This is a genomic window from Telluria sp. ZT3P39 (genome assembly GCF_059685935.1).
This window is the reverse complement of the sequence record NZ_JCASIH010000010.1, coordinates 100,933-121,626: the sequence shown is the minus strand read 5'-3', so window position 1 is coordinate 121,626 and position 20,694 is coordinate 100,933. Positions and strand designations below refer to the sequence as shown.

Here is a 20,694-nt window from a genome sequence, read left to right as displayed (position 1 = left end):
GTCTCGGAGGCAGTTGATGAGCTCATCACAAAATTGCGATGGCCCGAGTATGCGGCCTTTCGATACGGCAGTCTGTGCGCTAGCGTGCGTAAACGCCTACGATTTTGCGCGCCCTGCCTCGCTTATTACAGCTACTTACACAAACCACCCCAGCCTGCCTTCTCAAGGCTGCGGCGGGCTTGTACCATAGGCGCCATCCGGTTCTTCCCACGAAAGATGTCCATGAAATTCAGCCAGTTTTCCCGCGCGCTCTGCCTGGCAGCCTTCGCAGCCGCCTGCGCCGTCCCGGTTCACGCCACCAGCTTCACCTCCTCGGCGTCCAGCGCAGGATCGGCCTCGTCGGGCAGCATCTCCGACTCGATCGGCAGCTCCAGCAACAGCTCGGGCGACGACAAGAAAGTGGCGGCCGGCGAATACCGTGTGATCGATGTCGCCCAGGCCCCGGCCAAGCCGGACACCACCCGCATGACCCTGCGCGCCGTGGCCGGCCCGGCGCGCGAGTTCACCCTCGACGTGCCGAACCGCGCCCTGGCGCAACGTCCCGTGACTGCAGGCGAACTGGTGCAGGTAAGCGAGCGCGTCTACGGCTATGAATTCGCCCACGCCGATACCAGACACTCCTTCTTCCTGGCGCTGCAGGACGACTGGTACCGCGACCTCGGCTCGCGCAAAGTCACCATTTGATGTTGCTTCGCCCTGCCGCCGCGGCGCTCCTGCTGGCCGCGAGCGCAAGCGCAACGGCCGGGCTGCCCACCTTCTGCGAGCGCTCGCTCGACATCAGCGCCGCCGACCAGGACCGCGTGCTGCGCTTCGCCGGCGCAGTCAAGGGGGAGCTCGAGCGCTCGGGCGCCGGCGTGGCGCTGATCGCACGCGCCGGCCTTGACCTGAGCCGTTTCGGCCAGCTGTATTCGCATGCCGGCATCGCCCTGCGCGACAATCCGGGCGGCCCCTGGGCCGTGCGCCAGCTCTACTACGCCTGCGACGAATCGCGCCCGCGCCTGTTCGACCAGGGCGTGGCCGGCTTCGCGCTCGGGGCCGATGCGCCAGCGCGCGGCCATATCGCGCTGCTGTTCTTGCCGGAACAAGACAGCGCGCTGTTGGAAGCGGCCGCGCTGGACAAGCGCCTGGGCCTGGCCCTGCTCTCGAGCCAATACAGCGCCAATGCCTATGCCTACGGCACCCGCTACCAGAACTGCAACGGCTGGGTGGCCGAGCTGATCGCCAGCGCCTGGGGCCGCCTCGACGGCCGGACGCATGCGCGCGATGCTGCCCAAAGCTGGCTGCGCACCCGGGGCTATACCGCCGGGCCGATCAGGATTCCCTCGCACTGGATGATGTTTGCCGGGCAGTTCGTGCCGCTGGTGCACATGAACGACCACCCGCTGGAAGATACGCACGCGCTGGCGCTGCACGTGAGCGTGCCGGCCTCGATCGAGGATTTCGTGCGCCGCCAGGCGCCGCAGGCGCGGCGCGTGGAGCTGTGCCATGACAGCAGCCGCATCGTCGTGCGGCGCGGCTGGGAGCCGATCGGCGCCGGCTGCGAGCCCCGGCCGGGCGATGAAGTGATCAGCCTGGCGCCCTAGGCGCCCGCGCCTCGTTTATTTACCCGCGATGCTCAGGATATTGCCGTCCGGGTCTTTCAGCCATGCAACCTTCATCCCGCTGCCGACGTGGACGTCGCCTTCCAGCCGCATGCCTTCCATGTTGTAGCGCTCGAAGATCGCGCCTTTCGATTTCAGGTCGACGACGATTTCCTCGATCTGCTCACCGACATCCCAGGTGATGGCGGTGGCCTGGTTGCTGCCGGCGAACTCGGACCGGTACACATAGATCCGGGAATTCCCGCTCTGGAAGGACAGGACCTCGCCCTGGGTGCAATCACCCGCTTCGCCTTCCTGCAATCCCAGCACCGTGCCGTAGAACTCCCTTGCCTTCGCGATATCGCGCACCCCGACCGTTGCAATTGCTTCCGCAGTGGACAACATGATCACCTCCCCAGGAGATATGAGCGGATAGCCTACTGCGATCCGGCGGCACATAGCGCACTACTGAGAACTTTCAGACAAGAAAAAGCCCTGCATCAAGCAGGGCTCGTGGACTGCGTCGCTACGATGCTTACGCTGCGTTGTCGGCCAGCTTGCGCAGGACGGCGGGCGAGACCGAATCGCGTCCGCGGCTCATGCTGTAGAGCGCCCAGATGTCGCCGGCGTCGGCTTTGCGCAAAGCGGCCGGCGATGGACGGCTGAACAGGCTCTGGATGAAGTCGAGGGCGATACTGGCGACATTGGCCGCGGCTGGCAGGGAATGGGACATGACTTTCCTCACGGGCAAAAAATTTGGATAGCTTCAGTATGCGCCCTTTGAGATAGAAATCAAATTGACATCCATGATGATCGTCATTCACAAATCAACTATCTCCACGATGCTGTGCGTGCGCTGCTATTGGCTGAACTGGTATCATGCGCGTTTTCCGGACGTCGGCCCCGAGGCTGTCTGACAGCCCGCCCGTCCCTCACCCTACAGAAGATCAAGAATGAGCACACCATCCAACCTGCCCTCCTTCTGGAGCCGGCTCTCGATCGCTTTCGGCAGTTTCTTCAAGTCGCTGGGCGACGCCGAATTCGCCGCGCGCGTGCGTGATGACGGGGTCGGTCCCGTGGCCGCTCCCGCCCCGGCGCCTGCACCTGCGCCGGCGCCGGCGCCGGCCGCACCGACGCTGCGCGCCCCGACCGCCGAATCGGCCCTGCAGCTATTGACTTTGTTCCAGCGCGAAGCACGCCTGATCGACTTCGCCCACGAAAACCTGGCCGCGTATTCCGACGCCGACATCGGCGCGGCGGCCCGCGTCGTGCACGAAGGCTGCGCGCGCGTGCTGCGCGAGCATTTCACGATCGAACCGGTGCGTTCGGAAGCGGAAGGAGCACGCATCACCCTCGAAGAAGGTTTCGACGCCGCCAGCGTGCGCCTGACCGGCAACGTGGTCGGCGCGGCCCCATTCAAGGGCACGCTGTCCCACCGCGGCTGGCGCGCCGCGAAGGTCCAGTTGCCGCAGCTGGCCGAGAAGCACGACGCGCGCGTGCTGGCCCCGGCGGAGGTGGAACTGTGAGCGACGCACAGAATGCCCGCTACGCCATCGGCATCGACCTGGGCACCACCCACAGCGCTCTGTCGTATGTCGACCTGCAGGCCAGCGACGGCGAAAAGACCCTCGACGGCGTGCTGGCCATCCCGCAGCTGACCGCCCCCGGCACGGTCGACACCCTGCCGCTGCTGCCTTCTTTCCTGTACCTGCCGCACCCGGACGAACTGGCGCCGGGCGAACTGGCCCTGCCCTGGAGCGCCGAGGGCGAAACCACGATCGCCGGCGAGATGGCCCGCAGCCGCGGCGCCACCACCCCGATCCGGCTGGTGTCCTCGGCCAAGAGCTGGCTGAGCCACCCGAGCGTGGACCGCCGCGCCGCCATCCTGCCGCACGATGCGCCGGAAGAAGTCACGCGCGTCTCGCCGCTCGAAGCGTCCACCCGCTACCTGGCGCACCTGGCCCAGGCCTGGAATGCGGCGCACCCGGACGCGCCTTTTGAACAGCAGCAGGTCACCGTCACCATCCCCGCTTCCTTCGACCCGGGCGCGCGCGAACTCACCGCGGAAGCAGCGCGCGCCGCCGGCTTCGCACCGACCCTGCTGGAAGAGCCGCAGGCGGCCCTGTACAGCTGGATCCAGGGCAGCGGCGGCGCCTGGCGCAAGCAGGTCAAGGCTGGCGACATCGTGCTGGTGGTCGACGTCGGCGGCGGCACCAGCGACTTCTCGCTGATCGCCATCCTCGAACGCGAGGGCAAGCTCGAACCGCACCGCGTGGCCGTGGGCGACCATATCCTGCTCGGCGGCGACAACATGGACCTGGCGCTGGCCCACCTGGTGGCGCGCAAACTCCAGGCCAATGGCACCCAGCTCGACTCCTGGCAGATGCGCGCCCTCACCTACGGCTGCCGCAGCGCCAAGGAGCACCTGCTGGCCGACGCCGAGGCCACCACCTGGCCGATCGTCGTACCGAGCCGCGGCTCGAAGCTGATCGGCGGCTCGATCCGCACCGAACTCACGCGCGAGGAAGTCACCACCTTCATTCTGGATGGCTTCTTCCCGCGCGTGGAAGCGAGCGCCCGGCCTGCCGTGCGTACCCGCGCCGGCCTGACCCAGGTCGGCCTGCCGTATGCGCAGGACGCCGCCATCACCCGCCACCTGGCGGCCTTCCTGGCACGCCAGGCCGGCGCCACCGCGGAACTCGAAGGCTTTAGTGGCCGGGTAAACGGGGACCACCGCGACGGCGGACCGAGCTTCCTGCATCCGAGCGCCGTGCTGTTCAACGGCGGCGTGTTCAAGTCCGCCATCCTGTCCCAGCGCGTGATGGACACCATCAACGACTGGCTGTACATGGAAGGGGCCGAGCCTGCACGCTCCTTGGCGGGCGCGGACCTCGACCTGGCGGTGGCGCGCGGCGCGGCCTATTACAGCTATGCGCGCCGTGGCGGCGGCGTGCGCATCCGCGGCGGCACGGCCCGTTCCTACTACGTCGGCGTGGAATCGTCGATGCCGGCCATTCCCGGCATGGAGCCCCCGATCGAAGCGCTGTGCGTGGCGCCCTTCGGCATGGAAGAAGGCAGCGAACTCGAACTGCCGGGCCAGGAATTCGGCCTGGTGGTGGGCGAGCCGGTCACCTTCCGCTTCTTCGGTTCCACCACGCGCCGCCAGGACCGCATCGGCGAGGTGCTGGAATTCTGGGGTCCGGAAGAACTGCAGGAACTGCACGAAATCCAGGCGACGCTGCCGGCGGAAGGCCGCGTCGCGGGCGACGTGGTGCAGGTCAAATTGCATGCGCTCGCCACCGATACCGGCACGCTTGAACTGGCCGCCGTCGCGCGCGATGGCCAGCGCTGGAAGATCGAGTTCGACGTCCGCAGCGCACAGTAAGCGGCAGTGACGTCCTACCTCGTCAGCATCGACCTGGGCACCACCAATACGGTGCTGGCCTATGCCGCCCCTGGCGTCACGCAGGTCGAACTGCTGGCGATCGACCAGCTGGTGGCGCCCGGCGAAGTGGCCGCGGCGCCGCTGCTGCCGTCGATGCGCTACCACCCTGCCGAGGGCGAACTCGCTCCCGGCGAACTCCAGTTGCCCTGGACGGCGCACGACCCGGCCGGGGTCGAACGCGTGGCGATCGGCCGCCTGGCGCGCGTGCTCGGCGCGCACACGCCGGGACGGCAGGTAGCCAGCGCCAAGAGCTGGCTATCGCACGCCGGCGTCGACCGCATGGCGCCCATCCTGCCCTGGGGTGCGCTTGACGCCGAGGTCCCGAAGGTGTCGCCGGTCGCGGCCAGCGCCAGCTATCTCGCGCACCTGCGCGCCGCATGGAACACACGCTTCCCCAAGGCGCCGCTGGAACGCCAGCAGATCGTCCTTACCGTTCCCGCTTCCTTCGACGAAGGCGCGCGTGCGCTGACCCTGGAAGCGGCGCGCATGGCGGGCCTGCTCGAGGTGCGCCTGCTGGAAGAACCGCAGGCGGCCCTTTACGACTGGCTGTACCGGCACCGCGCCACGCTGGCCCGGGACCTCGCGGGTACGCGCCTGGTGCTGGTGGCCGACGTCGGCGGCGGCACCACCGACTTCAGCCTGGTCAAGGTGGAGCCAGGCGCGGACGGTGAACCCGGGCTCACCCGCATCGGCGTGGGCAACCACCTGATCCTCGGCGGCGACAACATGGACCTGGCGCTCGCGCGCCTGGCCGAATCGCGCCTCGGCGGGCAGGATGCCCAGCCAACGCGCCTGTCGGCCGGGCGGCTGGCCCAGCTCACCGAACGCTGCCGCGCGGCGAAGGAACAGCTGCTGGCGCCGGATGCGCCGGACCAGGTCACGGTCACCCTGCTTGGCGCGGGCTCGCGCCTGATCGGCGCCAGCCAGTCCGCCAGCATCACGCGCGAGGACGTCGAGCGCATCGTCCTCGACGGCTTCTTCCCGCCCAACGAAGCGCAGGAGCCGCCCAAACGGGCCCGTGCCGGCATCGTCGAATTCGGCCTGCCGTATGCGAGCGACCCGGCCATCACCCGCCATCTGGCCGGCTTCCTGCGCCAGCATGCGCAGGCGGCGCGCGAGGCGCTCGGTATTCCAGACGACGGCAGCCTGCCGGTGCCCGATACCCTGCTGCTCAATGGCGGCGTGTTCCGCGGCGCGGCGCTGGCTCAGCGCCTTGGCGAGGTCTTGTCTCGCTGGCGCGGCGCGCCCGTGCACGTGCTGCACAACGAGGATCCCGACGTGGCCGTCGCGCGCGGCGGCGTCGCCTATTCGCTGGCGCGCGCGGGACAGGCGCCGAACATCGAAAGCGGCTCGGCGCGCAACTACTACCTGCTCCTCGATGCCGAACATTCGGGCGACAGCTTGCGCGCCGTCTGCCTGCTGCCGCGCGGCGCGCCGGCCGGCATCGAGGTTCGCCTGGAAGGCCGCAGCTTCGCGCTGCGCCTGGGGCGGCCGGTGCGCTTCCACCTGGTCTCCTCGACGGCCGATCCGGGCGGACGGCTGCCGCAGCCGGGCGAGCTGCTCGACCTGCCGGCCACGGACATCGTGCGCCTCCCGGCCATCTCCACCGTCCTGCGCGGCGGAGGCACGGCGCGTACCGCGGACATCCCGGTGCAGCTGGCCGCGACTTTATCGGAAGTCGGCACGCTGGACGTGTTCTGCGTGGCCGAGGACGACGACGCCCGCCGCTGGCGCCTCGAATTCCAGCTGCGCGGCGAAGCCGATGAGCTGCCTGAAGATGCCACGCTGCCGCCCCAGCTCGACGAGGCGGTCGTCCTCATCGACCGCATCTTCGGCAACCGTTCGCAGCAGGTCGACCCGCGCGAAGTGCGCCAATTGCGCGCCTCGCTCGAACACCTGGTAGGCGCGCGCGAGCGCTGGACCACGCCCTTGCTGCGCCGCCTGTTCGACGCCCTGCTGGCGCGCGCCAGGGGCCGGCGCCGCTCCGCCGAGCACGAGCGCGCGTGGCTGAACCTCGCCGGGTACTGCCTGCGGCCCGGCTTCGGCCACCCGCTCGACGAATGGCGCATCGAGCAGCTGTGGGCCCTGTTCGACACGGGCGTGCAATACCACAAGGACAGCCAGGTGCGCGCCGAATGGTGGACGCTGTGGCGGCGCGTGGCCGGCGGCCTGTCGCTCGATGCGCAACTGCGGCTGCTCGACGATTTCGCCTTCAACCTGCAGGCCGACGCCTCCGAACGCGGCCGCCGTCCCGTCACGCTGGTGGACGGCACCGAGGACGACATGCTGCGCGTGGGCGCCTCGCTCGAACGCATCCCGTCCGCCTACAAGGCCGAGATCGGCGAGTGGTTGATAGGCCAGATCATGGAGATGCCGGGTGGCGCGAAGATCGACGCCAGAGCCGCGGCCAGGTACGCCCGTTACCTGTGGGCGCTGGGCCGGGTCGGCGCGCGCCAGTCCTTCCACGGCGCCGCGCACGAAGTGGCCCCAAGCGCGTCGGCCGAAGCCTGGCTGACCCGGCTCTTGAGCCTCGACTGGAAGAAGATCGAACCGGCCGGCTTTGCCGCCGCCCACATCGCGCGCATGACCGGCGACCGCTCGCGCGACATCGGTCAAGCGGTGCGCGACGAGGTGCTGCGGCGCCTGTCCGCCACCGGCGCACCACCGGCCTGGACGGCGATGGTGCGCGAGGTGGTGGAACTCGACCAGGCCGTCGAGACCCGCATGCTGGGCGATGCGCTGCCGCCGGGCCTCAAGCTGCTGCGCTGAACTCGACTTCAGCAGAACACGAAGTCCTCGTTCGACGCCGGCACGGCGCGCAGCACATTGCCGAACACGAACCAGGCAGAACCGGCAACGCCGGCGACCGACAGGACCCACAACAAGAATGCAGACATGATCGACTCCTTGGCAAGCTCAACTTTCGCACAGGTGTGCGAAATTACTTCAAAAAAATGGACGGACCTGTCTTGTCGCGCCCGATCCCACAACCCTATTCCAGGTCGCTGAAACTCTTGTACGTCGATATCAGCCGGTTGAAAGCCCGCTGCGCCCGGCGCGGCACCGTGTCGTCGTGCAGGAAGCGCGCGTCGTGCATCACGCCGATCACCAGGCTGTAGATCTCGAACACCAGCTGTTCGGGCTCGGTGTCCGGCCGCAGGTGTCCGGCCTCCATCGCCTGCAGCACCGTCTTGCGCAAGGAGGCGCGCCACCTGACCACGCCTTCTTCGATCCGGTCGCGCAGTGGACCCGGAACGTCGTCGAACTCGAAGGCTCCCGCCGCATACAGGCAGCCGCCGCGCGCCGTCTCGCTGCCGATCTTCTTCAGCCACAAATTCACCTGCAGCGTCAGGCGCTGCAAGCCCTTGGGCACCTGCAGCGAAGGCAGGAATACTTCATCGGCAAAACGGCGGTCGTATTCGTCCAGCACCGCGCCCTGCAGGGATTCCAGCGAACCGACCCGCGAGAACACGCCGCTCTTGCTGATGCCGGTGCGCTTGGACAGTTCGCCCAGCGACACCTTGCCGATACCCTCGGCGGCCGCCATGTCGACCGCGGCTTCGAGGATCGCAGCGTAGGTCGCTTCGCTTTTGGCGGTGATGGCGGCGGCGGTGTTCATACACCTACTTTAGCACAGGTGTGCGAAACAACAAGGGAATTTTTCAGGACAATGAGCCAGGCAGAGACAGGGCTGAGGCTGGCGCGCGGGCTGGGGCCAGCCCGCGCGCGCAAGGCCCCTGGTTCAGCGGCGGCTGAGCCAGCTCAGGCGGGAAAAAAGGGAATCGAACAGCGAGATGACCGGACGGGTCGGGATCAGTTTGCCCAGTGGGCCGGCGTAGTTGCAGCGCGAGTTGACAGTCATTTGTTTTATCTCCGAAACATTACTTAGCACATTAACTACAGAGCAAATCATTTTCTGTGCACTAACTCGCTTAACGCAGCAAGCAGCACTTTCTGTCGCGCGCGGCGCCACACGATTGCGCCATATCATGCGATTGGCAAGGTCGCACCCTGGCCTCGATGGACAGGCATGCTGGCTTTGCCGGTTACTCAACGACCATGGAGGTGATGATGAGCTACGCAGATCGTGACAGGTATGGCATCTACAAGGACACCCGCGGCAGCGGCCCCGGCCCGGCGCTGATGGGTGCGGACACATTGATCGGTGATAGTGTAGTCAATGCCGCAGAGGATGATCTCGGCGACATCAAGGAAATCATGCTCGACATGCAGACCGGCCAGGTCGCGTATGCCGTGCTGGCCTTCGGCGGCTTCCTCGGCCTGGGTGAAAAGCTGTTCGCCGTGCCCTGGCAGGCGCTGCACCTCGACACCGTGAACAAGCGCATGGTGCTCGATGTCGAGAAGGAAAGGCTGAAAAACGCCCCCGGCTTCCACAAGGATGCCTGGCCCGACATGAGCGACGTCGCCTGGGCCACCAGCATCCACAGCTTCTACGGCACCGACATCGATCGTCCGCGCGCCCCTTCCATGGGGCCCGGCTCGTCGGTGCGGGGCATGACCGGCACAACCGGCGTCGGCTCCGGCTCGGCGATGGGCAGCGGCATGGGCTCGAGCATGGGGGCGGGTTCGGCCGGCGGCACCGGCAGCACCGGCGGCGCGGGCAGCAGCGTCGGCGTCAGCGTTGGTTCAGGGAGCGTGCATGGTGATTCGTACGGGGTCGGCGGCAGCGCCGATCCGCGGCCGGGGCATGATGGAGATGACAAGGATTTGAGCCGGATTCGGGGCAGCAATATCGGCTGATCTTGTAGGGTGGGCGGGGCAGCCTAGGCCAATGGCCTGGGCTGCCCCGCCCTACGATGATCATCTGATCATCGATTCCCACACCTTCTGCAGCCGCTTGGCCGACACCGGCATCGGCGTCCTGAGCTCCTGCGCAAACAGCGACACCCTGAGTTCCTCCAGCATCCAGCGGAATTCCAGCATGCGCGGGTCGTTGTTCTTGCTGGAGAGGTTCTTGAGCGTGCGCTGGAACTGGCTGGCGGCGCTCTGCCATTCGGCCATCAGCTGCGCGTCGCGCGACGGATTGCCGCGCAGCTTTTCCAGCCGCACGTTGATCGCCTTCAGGTAGCGCGGGAAGTGGGCCAGCTGGCTGTACTCGTTGTCCGCGATGAAGCGCTTGTGGATCAGCCCCTGCAACTGGGCCTGGATGTCGGCCGCCACCGCCGCGGGCAAGCTCTGGATGCGCTTGGGCATGCCGTGGAATTCCGCCAGCACCGACCCCACCAGCCGCGCCGTTTCGTTGATCAGGAGCCCGATGCGGGCCTTGCCCTCGTCCCGGCGCTTGTTGAACGCGGCCGCATTGATGGGCAGCGGATCCTGCAGGCAGGCGATGTCGACCGCCTTGGCGATGATCTGGTCGCGCAGGTCTTCCTGCGAGCCCACGCTCATGAACTGCATGCCCATGTTCTGCAGCCCGGGGATGTTCTTCTCGGCGAACTTGAGCTGCTCCTTCAACTGCAGCATGAACAGGCGGCGCAGGCCGACGCGGTGGGTGCGCGCCGCCACGTTCGGGTCGTCGAAGACTTCCAGGTCGCAGTGCGTGAGCTTGTCCACCAGCGCCGGGAAGCCGATCAGCGTCAGCTTGCCCTGGGTGATCTCCAGCAGTTCCGGCAGCTCGCCGAAGCTCCAGGTGGTCAAGCCGGTGTGCTGGCTCGCGCCCGCGGGCGCGGCAGGTGCCGGTGCAGCCGCGGCAGCCGATGGCTTCGTCACCGGCCCGGCGCCGCCCTTCCCTTTTGCCGCCACTGGTACGGCAGGCTGCAAGCGCGCCGGCGCGGCCGAGGGCGTGGCTTCGGCCAGCTTCTGGAAGCTCTGGCGCGCCTGGCCACCCAGCTCCGCCTGCAGCGTCGCCAGGTTGCGGCCCATGTCGAGCTGGCGCCCGTGCTCGTCGATCACTTTGAAATTCATCGACAGGTGCACCGGCAGCGTCTCAAGCTTGAAGTCGCCGGTCAGCACGTTCACGCCGGTCTGTTCGCGCACGTCCGCAATCAGCACGTCCACCAGGTCGCCCCGGCCAAAGCTGCCGGCGCGGTCGATGCGCTCGACAAACTTCGCCGCGTAGTCCGGCAGCGGCACGCAGTGGCGGCGCAGCTTCTGCGGCAGCGATTTGAGCATCAGGTGCACCTTCTCCTTGAGCATGCCCGGCACCAGCCAGCCCGCCCGCTCTTGCGGGATCTGGTTCAGCGCGAACAGCGGCACGGCGAGGGTCACGCCATCGCGCAGGCTGCCCGGCTCGAAATGGTAGCTCAGCCCCATCTCGATGCCGGTGACGTTCATCGTCTTGGGGAACAGGTCGGTGGTGACGCCGGCCGCCTCGTGCCGCATCAGTTCTTCGCGGATCAAATAGAGCAGCCTGGGGTTCTCGCGCGAGGCGTCCTTGTACCACTTCTCGAAGCCGGCGCCATTCACGACCGTCTGCGGGATCTCCTTGTCGTAGAAGGCCGCGATCAGCTGCTCGTCCACCAGCACGTCCAGGCGGCGCGACTTGTGCTCGAGGTTTTCGATCTCCCGTACCAGCTTGTGGTTGTGGGCGAAGAAGGGTGCGCGGGTCTCGTAGTCGCCCGCGACCAGGGCGTCGCGGATGAAGATCTCGCGGGCTTCGCTCGGGTTGTACTGGCTGTAGTTGATGCGGCGGTTGTTGTAGATGACGATGCCGTACATCGTCGCGCGCTCGAGCGCCGTCACTTGCGCCTGGCGCTTTTCCCAACGCGGCTCGCCCCAGGATTTTTTCAGCAGGTGGGCGCCCACCTTCTCCACCCATTCGGGCTGGATCTGCGCGATGGTGCGCGCGTACAGGCGCGTGGTCTCGACCAGTTCGGCCGCCATCACCCAGCGTCCCGGCTTCTTGGCCAAGTAGGAACCCGGCCAGATATGGAACTTGATCCCGCGCGCGCCCAGGAACACCGGCTCGTCCTCGGCCTTGAAACCGATGTTGCCGAGCAGGCCGGTGAGCAGCGCCAGGTGCAGCTGGTCATACGTCGCCGGCGCCGAGTTCAGTCGCCAGCCCTGCTCCCGCGCCACCGTCAGCAACTGCGAATGCACGTCGCGCCACTCGCGCAGGCGCAGCTGCGACAGGAAGTTGGCGCGGCAGTTCTCCTGCAGCTGGCGGTTGGTCTTCTTGTGCTCGATCGCATCCTCGAACCAGGCCCAGATCTTCAGGTAGCTGAGGAACTCCGATTTTTCATCGGCGAACTTCTTGTGCTTCTCGTCGGCCTGCTGCTGGTATTCGATCGGGCGGTCGCGCGGATCTTGCGTGGACAGCGCCGATGCCACGATCAGCATCTCGGTGAGGCAGTCGTTGTCGACCGCGGCCAGGATCATGCGGCCCACGCGCGGGTCGAGCGGCAGCTTGGCCAGCTTCATGCCCAGCGGGGTCAGGTCGTTCAGTTCGTCGACGGCGCCGACTTCCTGCAAGAGCTGGTAGCCGTCCGCGATTGCGCGGCCCTGCGGCGGCTCGATGAAGGGGAAAGTCTCGACGTCCGCCAGGTGCAGCGACTTCATGCGCAGGATGACCGATGCCAGCGACGAGCGCAGGATCTCGGGGTCGGCGAATTTCGGCCGCTTGTTGAAATCGTCTTCTTCGTACAGGCGGATGCAGACGCCGTCGGCAACGCGGCCGCAACGGCCGGCGCGCTGGTTGGCCGAGGATTGCGCCACCGGCTCGACCTGCAGCTGCTCGACCTTGTTGCGGAAGCTGTAGCGCTTCACGCGCGCCAGGCCCGTGTCGACCACGTAGCGGATGCCCGGAACCGTCAGCGAGGTCTCGGCCACGTTGGTGGCCAGCACGACGCGGCGCGCATTGGAGGTCTTGAACACGCGGTCCTGCTCTTCAACCGAGAGGCGCGCGAACAGGGGCAGGATCTCGACATGCGGCGGATGGTGCTTGCGCAGCGCTTCGGCGCAATCGCGGATCTCGCGTTCGCCCGGCAGGAACACCAGCACGTCGCCCGAGCCGATGCGGCACAGCTCATCGACCGCGTCGACCACGGCTTCCATCAGGTCGCGCTTGTCGCGCGCCGCCTGGGCTTTTGGTGGCGGCTCGCCCGGCCTGGCATTGGTGGCCGTCACGGGATCGCGGTCCACCGGGCGGTAGCGCACTTCCACCTTGTACAGGCGGCCCGACACCTCGATCACGGGCGCCGGTTTGCCCGGCGTGCCGAAATGGCGCGAGAAGCGGTCGGCATCGATGGTCGCCGAAGTGATGATGATCTTCAGGTCCGGCCGGCGCGGCAGCAATTGCTTGAGGTAGCCGAGCAGGAAATCGATGTTCAGGCTGCGTTCGTGCGCCTCGTCGATGATGATCGTGTCGTAGTTGCGCAGCAGCGGGTCGGTCTGGGTTTCGGCCAGCAGGATACCGTCGGTCATCAGCTTGACCGAGGCGCCGCGCTGCAGCGTGTCGGTGAAGCGCACCTTGAAGCCCACGTGCTCGCCCAGTGGTGAGCTCAGTTCCTGCGCGATGCGCTTGGCGGTGCTCGATGCCGCGATACGGCGTGGCTGGGTGTGGCCGATCAGGCCCTTCTGGCCGCGGCCCAGCTCCAGGCAGATCTTCGGGAGCTGGGTGGTCTTGCCCGAGCCGGTTTCGCCCGAGACGATGACCACCTGGTTCTCTGAAATCGCCTTGGCGATTTCGGCGCGGCGGCTTGATACCGGCAGGTCTTCCGGGTAGACGATCGGCGGCAGCGGCGTGCGAAATGGTGCGGGGCGCTCGCCTTTTTCCGGACGCGGCCCGGCTTCGCCACGCGGACGCTGCGCACGCGCTTCGCCCGCCGGGCGCGGCTTGCGCGGCTCGGTAGCGGAAGGATTCTGGGAAGCGGCGCGCGCCGGTGGGGGCGAAGGCTTGTTACTCTGTTCAGACATTAGTTTTTACAAGGTATTTGGTGCGCACGTCGCGCAGCGAATTATAATGCGGCAAATGGAAAATCCTACCCAATTCGTCCAGTGGCTGCGCTCTGTCGCGCCGTACATTCACGCCTTTGGCGGCAAGACCTTCGTTGTTGCATTCCCGGGTGAGCTGGTCGCCTCCGGCGCCCTGCCGGTGCTGGCGCAAGACCTGTCCCTGCTGGTGGCGCTCGGCATCCGCGTCGTGCTGGTGCACGGTTCGCGTCCGCAGGTGGCCGAACAGCTTGGCCTGCGCAATGTCGAGGGCCGCTTCCACAACGGCGTGCGCATCACCGACACCGCCGCGCTCGAATGCGCGAAGGAAGCCGCCGGCGAGCTGCGCCTCGACATCGAAGCCGCCTTCAGCCAGGGCTTGCCGAACACCCCGATGTCGCACGCCCAGATCAGCATCGTATCGGGCAACTTCGTCGTGGCGCGCCCGCTTGGCGTGATCGACGGCGTCGACTTCGAACTCACCGGCGTGACCCGCAAGATCGCGGCCGAAAAGATCCACCCTATTCTCACGACCGAGGACAGCCTGGTGTTGCTCTCGCCGCTGGGCTTCTCGCCCACCGGCGAGATTTTCAACCTGACCATGGAAGACGTGGCCGCATCGACCGCGATCGCCCTGCATGCCGACAAGCTGATCTTTATCACCGAAACCCCGATGATGATCGATGCCGCCGGCACCGAGATCCGCGAGCTGTCCTCGCACCAGGCCGAAGCCGTGCTGCAGGCGGGTTTCCTGCCGCCGGACGCCGCTTTCTACCTGCAGCATGCGGTAAAAGCCTGCAACAGCGGCGTGGACCGCGTGCATGTGGTGCCGTTCGAGATGGATGGTTCGGCCCTGCTCGAGCTGTTCACCCACGACGGCGTCGGCACCATGATCAGCCACGAGAACCTGGAAAGCCTGCGCCAGGCCACAATTGAGGACGTCGGCGGAATTATCAAGCTCATCGAGCCGTTAGAGGCCGACGGCACCCTGGTGTATCGGGGCCGCGAGCTGATCGAGCGCGAAATCGACCAGTTCTCGGTGATCGACCACGACGGCGTGATCTTCGGTTGCGCCGCGCTGTATCCGTTCCCGGAATCGAAGATGGGCGAGATGGCCTGCCTGACCGTGAGCCAGGAAGCCCAGACCCAGGGCGACGGCGAACGCATCCTGAAACACATGGAAAACCGCGCCCGGGCCGCCGGCCTGACCAAGCTGTTCGTGCTGACCACCCGCACGTCGCACTGGTTCAAGAAGCGCGGCTTCGTGCCGGCCTCGGTGGACGACCTGCCGAAGGACCGCCAGCACATGTACAACTGGCAGCGCCGGTCACAGGTCTTGATCAAGACCTTATAATGCTGGTTTCACACCAAACGCAAAACAGGAGTACACGATGGCCCGCACCGTCCAATGCATCAAACTGAACAAGGAAGCCGAAGGCCTGGACTTCCCGCCGGTCCCAGGCGAAATGGGCAAGAAGCTCTACCTGTCGGTGTCGAAAGAAGCCTGGCAGGCCTGGCTCAAGCACCAGACCATGCTGATCAACGAGAACCGCCTGAACCTGGCCGACGACCGCGCGCGCAAATACCTGGCGGCGCAGATGGAGAAGCACTTCTTCGGCGACGGCGCCGATGCGGCGGTGGGTTACGTGCCGCCGACGGCCTGATTGTCGTTTTTCGTAGGGTGGGCGAGTCTCTCGCCCGCGCGTTCAACCAGTTGATGATCAGCCGCGACGATAATTCAGCCGTGATTTGAACGCGCGGGCGGCGAAGCCGCCCACCCTACGGCATTCACACGCAATTACATCTTCACGCACTGCCTCAACTCGCAACGCGCCGTAAACACTTTTCCATTCTCGCAGCGCATCCGGTAAACCTCCACCGGCCCCGCCTCCGTCATCAGCCCCGCGCCCTGCCCGCCGTTGCAGCCCTGCGCCTTCGCCATCTTCTCGACGGTCGCCGACGACACGCCGGTACGGAACGGCACCCGCTCGATCGGCGCACCATTCGCATCAAGCAGCGCCGGCGCGGCCGGCCTTGCAGCCGCCACCGCCACCGGCGCCGGCTGCATCTTGGTCCTGAACAGGGAACAGCCGCTCAACAACACGGCTGTCGATACCGCTACCAGCGCCAGCGCATGCTTCATCGTGCGATCTCCGGGTAAGACTTAGAAAGTCAGGGTCTTCACGCCTTCGGCAGTGCCGAGCAGGCAGACGTCCGCGCCCGCCTTGGCGAATAGGCCGACCGCGATCACGCCGACGATCTGGTTGATTCTCTCTTCCAGCGCCACCGGGTCTTGAATCGACAGGCCGACCACGTCGATCAGCTCACCGCCATTGTCGGTAATGAAGGCATCAGGGCTGCCCGGCTTGAGGCGCAGGCGCGGCTCGCCGCCGAGTTCCGCCAGCTTGCGCATCACGGAAGCACGCGCCATCGGGATGACTTCGACCGGCAGCGGGAATTTGCCCAGGGTCTCGACCAGCTTCGAGCCATCGGCGATGCAGACGAATTTCTTCGCTACCGAAGCCACGATCTTCTCGCGCGTCAGGGCCGCGCCACCGCCCTTGATCATCGCGCCGCTGGCGGTGATCTCGTCGGCGCCGTCGATGTAGACGGCCATCGAGGTCACGTCGTTCAGGTCGAACACCGGAATGCCATGGCCGCGCAGGCGCGCCGCGGTCGCTTCGCTCGAGGCCACGGTGCCCTTGATGCGGTCCTTGATTTTCGCCAGCTCGTCGATGAAGAAGTTGGCGGTCGAGCCGGTGCCGACGCCGATGATCTCGCCTTCCACCACGTATTGGATGGCGGCGCGGGCTACTTCCTGCTTGAGTTCGTCCTGGGTCATGATGCTTTTGAGGTGAGAGAAGAAAGACGCCATTTTAGCGGATCGCACCGTCCATACCGCGAAAACGTCGTTTCATCCCACCAGCTTGCCGGTCGATGCACCATGCATTGCAATGATTGCATCACTGCATCAAACTGGATATTTCCCTGCTGGCTTAACGGACCCTTCGATGAAAATGTTTACCAAAAAACGCGTGGCGCTTGCAGCCGGACTGATCGTAGTGGCCGGCGCGGCCTATGCCTGGCTGGGTCCGAAGGGCGAGGCCGTCGTGCCGCCGCCGAAATACCGGTTCACGGCGGTGGACATGGGCAGCATCAACCAGACCGTGACTGCCACCGGCACCATCAACCCGGTCGCGCTGGTCAACGTCGGCTCCCAGGTGTCGGGCACCGTGGTCGAACTGAACGTCGACTTCAACGATCGCGTGACCAAAGGCCAGGTGCTGCTCAAGCTCGACCCCACCATCTTCAACGCCCAGGTGCGCCAGGCCCAGGCCAGCCTGGCCTCGGCCCAGGCTTCGCAGCGGCTGGCGCAGGCCAACTTCCAGCGCAACGAGCAGCTGGTGAGCCGCAGCTTCGTCTCCAGCGTCGCGCTCGACCAGACCCGCCGTGAGCTCGACGTCGCCAAGGCGAACATCCAGCTCGCGCAAGCCCAGCTCGAGCGCGCCCAGGCGGACCTGAACAACAGCGTGATCCGCTCGCCGATCGAGGGTGTCATCATCAAGCGCACCATCGACCTGGGCCAGACCGTGGCGGCCTCGTTCACCACGCCGAACCTGTTCCAGATCGCGCGCGACCTGACCAAGATGCAGATCGATACCAGCGTCTCGGAAGCCGACGTCGGCGCCCTGAAGGACGGCTTGCCGGCCCGCTTCGTGGTCGACGCCTACCCGGACCGCGAATTCCACGCGACCATGCGCCAGTTCCGCCTGGCCGCCAACGTGGTGCAGAACGTCGTCACCTATAACGTGGTGCTGGACGTCGACAACAAGGACGAGATGCTCAAACCCGGCATGACCGCCCAGGTGCGCCTGGTCGTGGCCAACCGCGCCAACGTGATGCGCATTCCGACCACCGCCCTGCGCTTCACCCTGCCCGAGGAAGAACTGGAAAAGCAGCGCAAGCTGGAAAAGGAAAACAACAAGGGCGCAGTCAAGACGGTGGCCCTGGCGCCGGCATCCGTGCCGGACGACGACTTGGCCTTCCGCAGCCCAAACGAGACCGCGCGCATGTTCAAGGTCTACCGGCTCGACGCGAAGAACCAGCCGCAGCCCGTCGACATCCGCGCCGGCCTGTCGAACTTCCGCTATACCGAGGTAGTGGGTGGCGGCCTGAAGACGGGCGACCGCATCGTCACGCGCTCGCTGGTGCAGCAGCAGGAGGACGATCTTTGACCGCGCCCTTGATTGACATTCGCGGCGTCACCAAGACCTATACCAGCGGCAGCGTCGACACCCAGGTGCTGTACGGGATCGACATGCAGGTCATGCGCGGCGACTTCGTCTCCGTCATGGGCCAGTCGGGTTCCGGCAAGTCGACCCTGATGAACATCCTCGGCTGCCTGGACCAGGCCACCGGCGGCAGCTATTTTCTGGACGGCGTCGATACCCGCTCGCTGTCGCGCGCGCAACTGGCCGACATCCGCAACCGCAGCATCGGCTTCGTGTTCCAGAGCTTTAACCTGATCAAGCGGATGAACGTGGCCGAGAACGTGGCGCTGCCGTTGATCTATGCGGGCGTGAGCCGCAGCAAGGCGCGTGCGCGTGCCGAGCTCGAACTCGAGCGCGTCGGCCTGGGCGGCCTGGCCAGGCGCACCCCGAGCCAGCTCTCGGGCGGGCAGCAGCAGCGCGTGGCGATCGCGCGCGCCCTCGCCACCGACCCGCCGATGCTGCTGGCCGATGAACCGACCGGCAACCTCGATACGCAAACCAGCGACGACATCATGTCGAGCTTCCGGCAACTGAACAAGGAACGCGGCATCACCATCGTGCTGGTCACCCACGAACCGGACGTCGCCGCCTACAGCCGCCGCCTGGTGCGCCTGAAGGACGGGCGCGTGCTGTATGACGGCCCGGCCCCCGAGGGCTTGCGCGCCCTGAACGCCGCCCACGCGGAGGTGATGGCATGAACTTCATCCAGGTATTGATCGAATCCTTCCGCTCGATGGCGGCCAACCGCCTGCGCACGGCGCTCACCATGCTGGGCATTATCATCGGCATCGCCTCGGTGGTGCTGCTGCTGGCGATCGGCGACAGCATGCAGCGCTTCATCGGCAAGGAACTGCAGGCGCTCGGCACCAACATGCTCTATGTGATGCCGGGCGGCGACCGCACCGCCGCGCAGCGGGCCCGTGCCGGCGCCGTGCCTTCGCTATCGCTGTCCGACGCCGCCGCGCTGGACAAGCTGCCCAGCCTGGTCGCCGCAGCCCCTGCCCTGCAGGGCAGCTTCAAGCTCAGCGCCGGCAACGAGACCGCGAACAGCATGGTGCTGGGCGTGACCCCGTCCATGTTCAAGATCCGCAACTGGAAGCTCGACCAGGGCAACAGCTTCAGCGAAGCCGACATCCGCGCGTCCGCGCGCATGGTGGTGATCGGCCAGAAAGTGGCGGACCAGTTCTTCTACAAAGCCGATCCGCTCGGGCGCACCATCCGCATCGAGAACGTCGCCTTCCAGGTGATTGGCGTGCTTGCCGGCGAAGGCAAGCAGATCGACGGCTCGGATCTGGCCGAACTTGTGCTGGTGCCGATCACCGCGGCCAGCGCAAACCTGATCCGCACGCCCTTCCCGCAAAACGTGCACTACATCGCGACGCAAGGCCGTCCCGACATTGCGCTGACCGACGCGATCGAGGACATCAAGGAAACGCTGCGCGACCGCCACCGCATCCGCCTCGACGATCCGGACGATTTCCGCGTACAGAATATCGCCTCGTTCGCGGAGACCGCCAACAAGATCACCACTGGCGTCGCCCTGCTGCTCGGCCTGATCGGCGCCATCTCGCTGCTGGTGGGCGGCATCGGGATCATGAACATCATGCTGGTGTCGGTCACCGAGCGTACCCGCGAGATCGGCATCCGGATGGCGATCGGGGCGCGGCCGAGCGCCGTGCTGCTGCAGTTCCTGGCGGAGTCGGTGGTGATCTGCGTGGCCGGCGGCCTGGTAGGCGTGGCGATCGCGATGGGCGGGGCGGCGGCGATTACGTCGACCGGGAAGTTCGATGTTTACCTGACTTTCCAGGGGGTGCTGGTGGCCTGCGGGTTCGCGACGGCGGTGGGGGTGTTTTTTGGGTTTTATCCGGCGCGGCGGGCTTCGAAATTGCTCCCAGTTGACTGCCTGCGCTATGAGTAAGCAAGATACTCGGCCATGAAGTACCTGAAACTGCCCTGTGCGCGTTCATGCGCCCCTTGCCAGCCAGCGTGAAGGCCCGCGATGCAGGTTGTATGGGCCGCGAGGGTCAGCAAGGAAGGACGCCAGCACGGTTTCATACAAACCCAAACTGTCGCGATAGCGCTGCTGGCGCATGGCCTGCGGCTTGGCCAGGTAACGGAGGACGAAGTAATCGGCCAGCAAATCCCCCTGCGCTTCCATGTTGTAGTCCGCCAGGCTGGCGCCTTCGCGCAGGGTGTAGTCGTAGGACAGCCCGATGCGGACCGCCCCGCGCAGGCGCACCGGATAGCCCAGCTGGTGCTGCCAGACGTGCACCATCTCGTGCATGAACCAGTGAATGGCGCCGGGGTCGGCGCGGGTGTAGTCGGGCAGGAAGCAGGAGCGGTGGAAGTACATGCTGCCGTTGGGCGTCATGCAGCAGTTCTTCGGCTGCAGCAACATGTAGCGGCGGCCGTGGATACGCACGCGCCGGTAGTCGATGGCGTCGCCGAACAGCAGCGACGCCATCGCGATCTCGGCCTCGGTGAGGGGACGGGATCGCGGGCGTTTCAT

General features: G+C 66.4%; 18 protein-coding genes. 11 read left to right on the top strand and 7 right to left on the bottom strand.

Annotation, left to right across the window (positions count from 1 at the left end):
• Positions 1-222: 222 nt before the first annotated feature.
• Both AC56LR_RS12305 and AC56LR_RS12300 read left to right on the top strand, forming a co-directional pair.
• Positions 223-684, top strand: a complete 462-nt coding sequence (locus AC56LR_RS12305) for a hypothetical protein (RefSeq protein ID WP_497130666.1) — start codon at positions 223-225, stop codon at positions 682-684.
• Complete coding sequence (locus tag AC56LR_RS12300; protein ID WP_497130665.1) at positions 684-1,583, top strand: DUF2145 domain-containing protein; 900 nt, start codon at positions 684-686, stop codon at positions 1,581-1,583. The genes AC56LR_RS12305 and AC56LR_RS12300 overlap by 1 nt, the downstream gene beginning before the upstream one ends.
• Before the next feature lie 15 nt (positions 1,584-1,598).
• On the opposite strand, the gene AC56LR_RS12295 is transcribed toward AC56LR_RS12300, so the two are convergent.
• Positions 1,599-1,985, bottom strand: coding sequence for a VOC family protein (locus AC56LR_RS12295; RefSeq protein WP_497130664.1), 387 nt, complete (start codon positions 1,983-1,985; stop codon positions 1,599-1,601).
• 130 nt (positions 1,986-2,115) lie between these two features.
• Positions 2,116-2,313, bottom strand: coding sequence for a hypothetical protein (locus AC56LR_RS12290; RefSeq protein WP_497130662.1), 198 nt, complete (start codon positions 2,311-2,313; stop codon positions 2,116-2,118).
• A gap of 220 nt (positions 2,314-2,533) precedes the next feature.
• On the opposite strand from AC56LR_RS12290, the gene AC56LR_RS12285 reads away from it, so the two are divergent.
• Genes AC56LR_RS12285 through AC56LR_RS12275 form a run of 3 tightly spaced genes read left to right on the top strand, consistent with a single transcriptional unit; the run spans position 2,534 to position 7,794 of the window.
• Positions 2,534-3,106, top strand: coding sequence for a DUF2760 domain-containing protein (locus tag AC56LR_RS12285; RefSeq protein ID WP_497130661.1), 573 nt, complete (start codon positions 2,534-2,536; stop codon positions 3,104-3,106).
• Positions 3,103-4,965, top strand: coding sequence for an Hsp70 family protein (locus AC56LR_RS12280; RefSeq protein ID WP_497130659.1), 1,863 nt, complete (start codon positions 3,103-3,105; stop codon positions 4,963-4,965). Before AC56LR_RS12285 ends, AC56LR_RS12280 begins: the two co-directional genes overlap by 4 nt.
• Positions 4,966-4,971: 6 nt before the next feature.
• The gene (locus AC56LR_RS12275; protein ID WP_497130657.1) at positions 4,972-7,794 is read left to right on the top strand and encodes an Hsp70 family protein; all 2,823 of its coding nucleotides are present in this window, start codon (positions 4,972-4,974) and stop codon (positions 7,792-7,794) included.
• A gap of 223 nt (positions 7,795-8,017) precedes the next feature.
• On the opposite strand, the gene AC56LR_RS12270 is transcribed toward AC56LR_RS12275, so the two are convergent.
• Positions 8,018-8,644, bottom strand: coding sequence for a TetR/AcrR family transcriptional regulator (locus tag AC56LR_RS12270; RefSeq protein ID WP_497130655.1), 627 nt, complete (start codon positions 8,642-8,644; stop codon positions 8,018-8,020).
• Positions 8,645-9,093: 449 nt separating this feature from the next.
• On the opposite strand from AC56LR_RS12270, the gene AC56LR_RS12265 reads away from it, so the two are divergent.
• The gene (locus AC56LR_RS12265) at positions 9,094-9,786 is read left to right on the top strand and encodes a PRC-barrel domain-containing protein (protein ID WP_497130653.1); all 693 of its coding nucleotides are present in this window, start codon (positions 9,094-9,096) and stop codon (positions 9,784-9,786) included.
• 60 nt (positions 9,787-9,846) lie between these two features.
• On the opposite strand, the gene hrpA is transcribed toward AC56LR_RS12265, so the two are convergent.
• Positions 9,847-13,899 (bottom strand): ATP-dependent RNA helicase HrpA, encoded by a 4,053-nt coding sequence (gene hrpA, locus AC56LR_RS12260; RefSeq protein ID WP_497130652.1) that lies wholly within the window; start codon positions 13,897-13,899, stop codon positions 9,847-9,849.
• Between the two features lie 55 nt (positions 13,900-13,954).
• On the opposite strand from hrpA, the gene argA reads away from it, so the two are divergent.
• Positions 13,955-15,268 carry an amino-acid N-acetyltransferase gene (gene argA, locus AC56LR_RS12255; protein ID WP_497130650.1) on the top strand — a complete coding sequence of 438 codons (1,314 nt, stop codon included), beginning with the start codon at positions 13,955-13,957 and terminating at the stop codon, positions 15,266-15,268.
• Between the two features lie 37 nt (positions 15,269-15,305).
• Positions 15,306-15,578 (top strand): oxidative damage protection protein, encoded by a 273-nt coding sequence (locus AC56LR_RS12250; protein WP_497130648.1) that lies wholly within the window; start codon positions 15,306-15,308, stop codon positions 15,576-15,578.
• A 134-nt stretch (positions 15,579-15,712) separates the two neighbouring features.
• On the opposite strand, the gene AC56LR_RS12245 is transcribed toward AC56LR_RS12250, so the two are convergent.
• Together AC56LR_RS12245 and rpiA are read right to left on the bottom strand one after the other, a co-directional pair.
• Positions 15,713-16,057 (bottom strand): hypothetical protein, encoded by a 345-nt coding sequence (locus AC56LR_RS12245; protein WP_497130647.1) that lies wholly within the window; start codon positions 16,055-16,057, stop codon positions 15,713-15,715.
• Positions 16,058-16,078: 21 nt separating this feature from the next.
• Entirely contained in the window at positions 16,079-16,756 is a 678-nt protein-coding gene (gene rpiA, locus AC56LR_RS12240; RefSeq protein ID WP_497130645.1) for a ribose-5-phosphate isomerase RpiA, read from the bottom strand.
• Positions 16,757-16,925: 169 nt separating this feature from the next.
• Here rpiA and AC56LR_RS12235 point away from each other — a divergent pair, with 169 nt between their 5' ends.
• From AC56LR_RS12235 to AC56LR_RS12225, 3 genes are read left to right on the top strand one after another with little or no spacing between them, the layout of a single operon-like run.
• On the top strand, positions 16,926-18,149 hold the full coding sequence (locus AC56LR_RS12235; protein ID WP_497130644.1) for an efflux RND transporter periplasmic adaptor subunit: 1,224 nt from the start codon (positions 16,926-16,928) through the stop codon (positions 18,147-18,149).
• Positions 18,146-18,883 (top strand): ABC transporter ATP-binding protein, encoded by a 738-nt coding sequence (locus AC56LR_RS12230; protein WP_497130642.1) that lies wholly within the window; start codon positions 18,146-18,148, stop codon positions 18,881-18,883. Before AC56LR_RS12235 ends, AC56LR_RS12230 begins: the two co-directional genes overlap by 4 nt.
• Complete coding sequence (locus tag AC56LR_RS12225) at positions 18,880-20,103, top strand: ABC transporter permease (protein ID WP_497130641.1); 1,224 nt, start codon at positions 18,880-18,882, stop codon at positions 20,101-20,103. Before AC56LR_RS12230 ends, AC56LR_RS12225 begins: the two co-directional genes overlap by 4 nt.
• A 45-nt stretch (positions 20,104-20,148) precedes the next feature.
• Here the strand turns inward: AC56LR_RS12225 and AC56LR_RS12220 are convergent, their stop codons facing one another.
• A complete protein-coding gene (locus AC56LR_RS12220; protein ID WP_497130639.1) occupies positions 20,149-20,694 on the bottom strand; it encodes a Rhs element Vgr protein in 546 nt (181 codons plus the stop codon).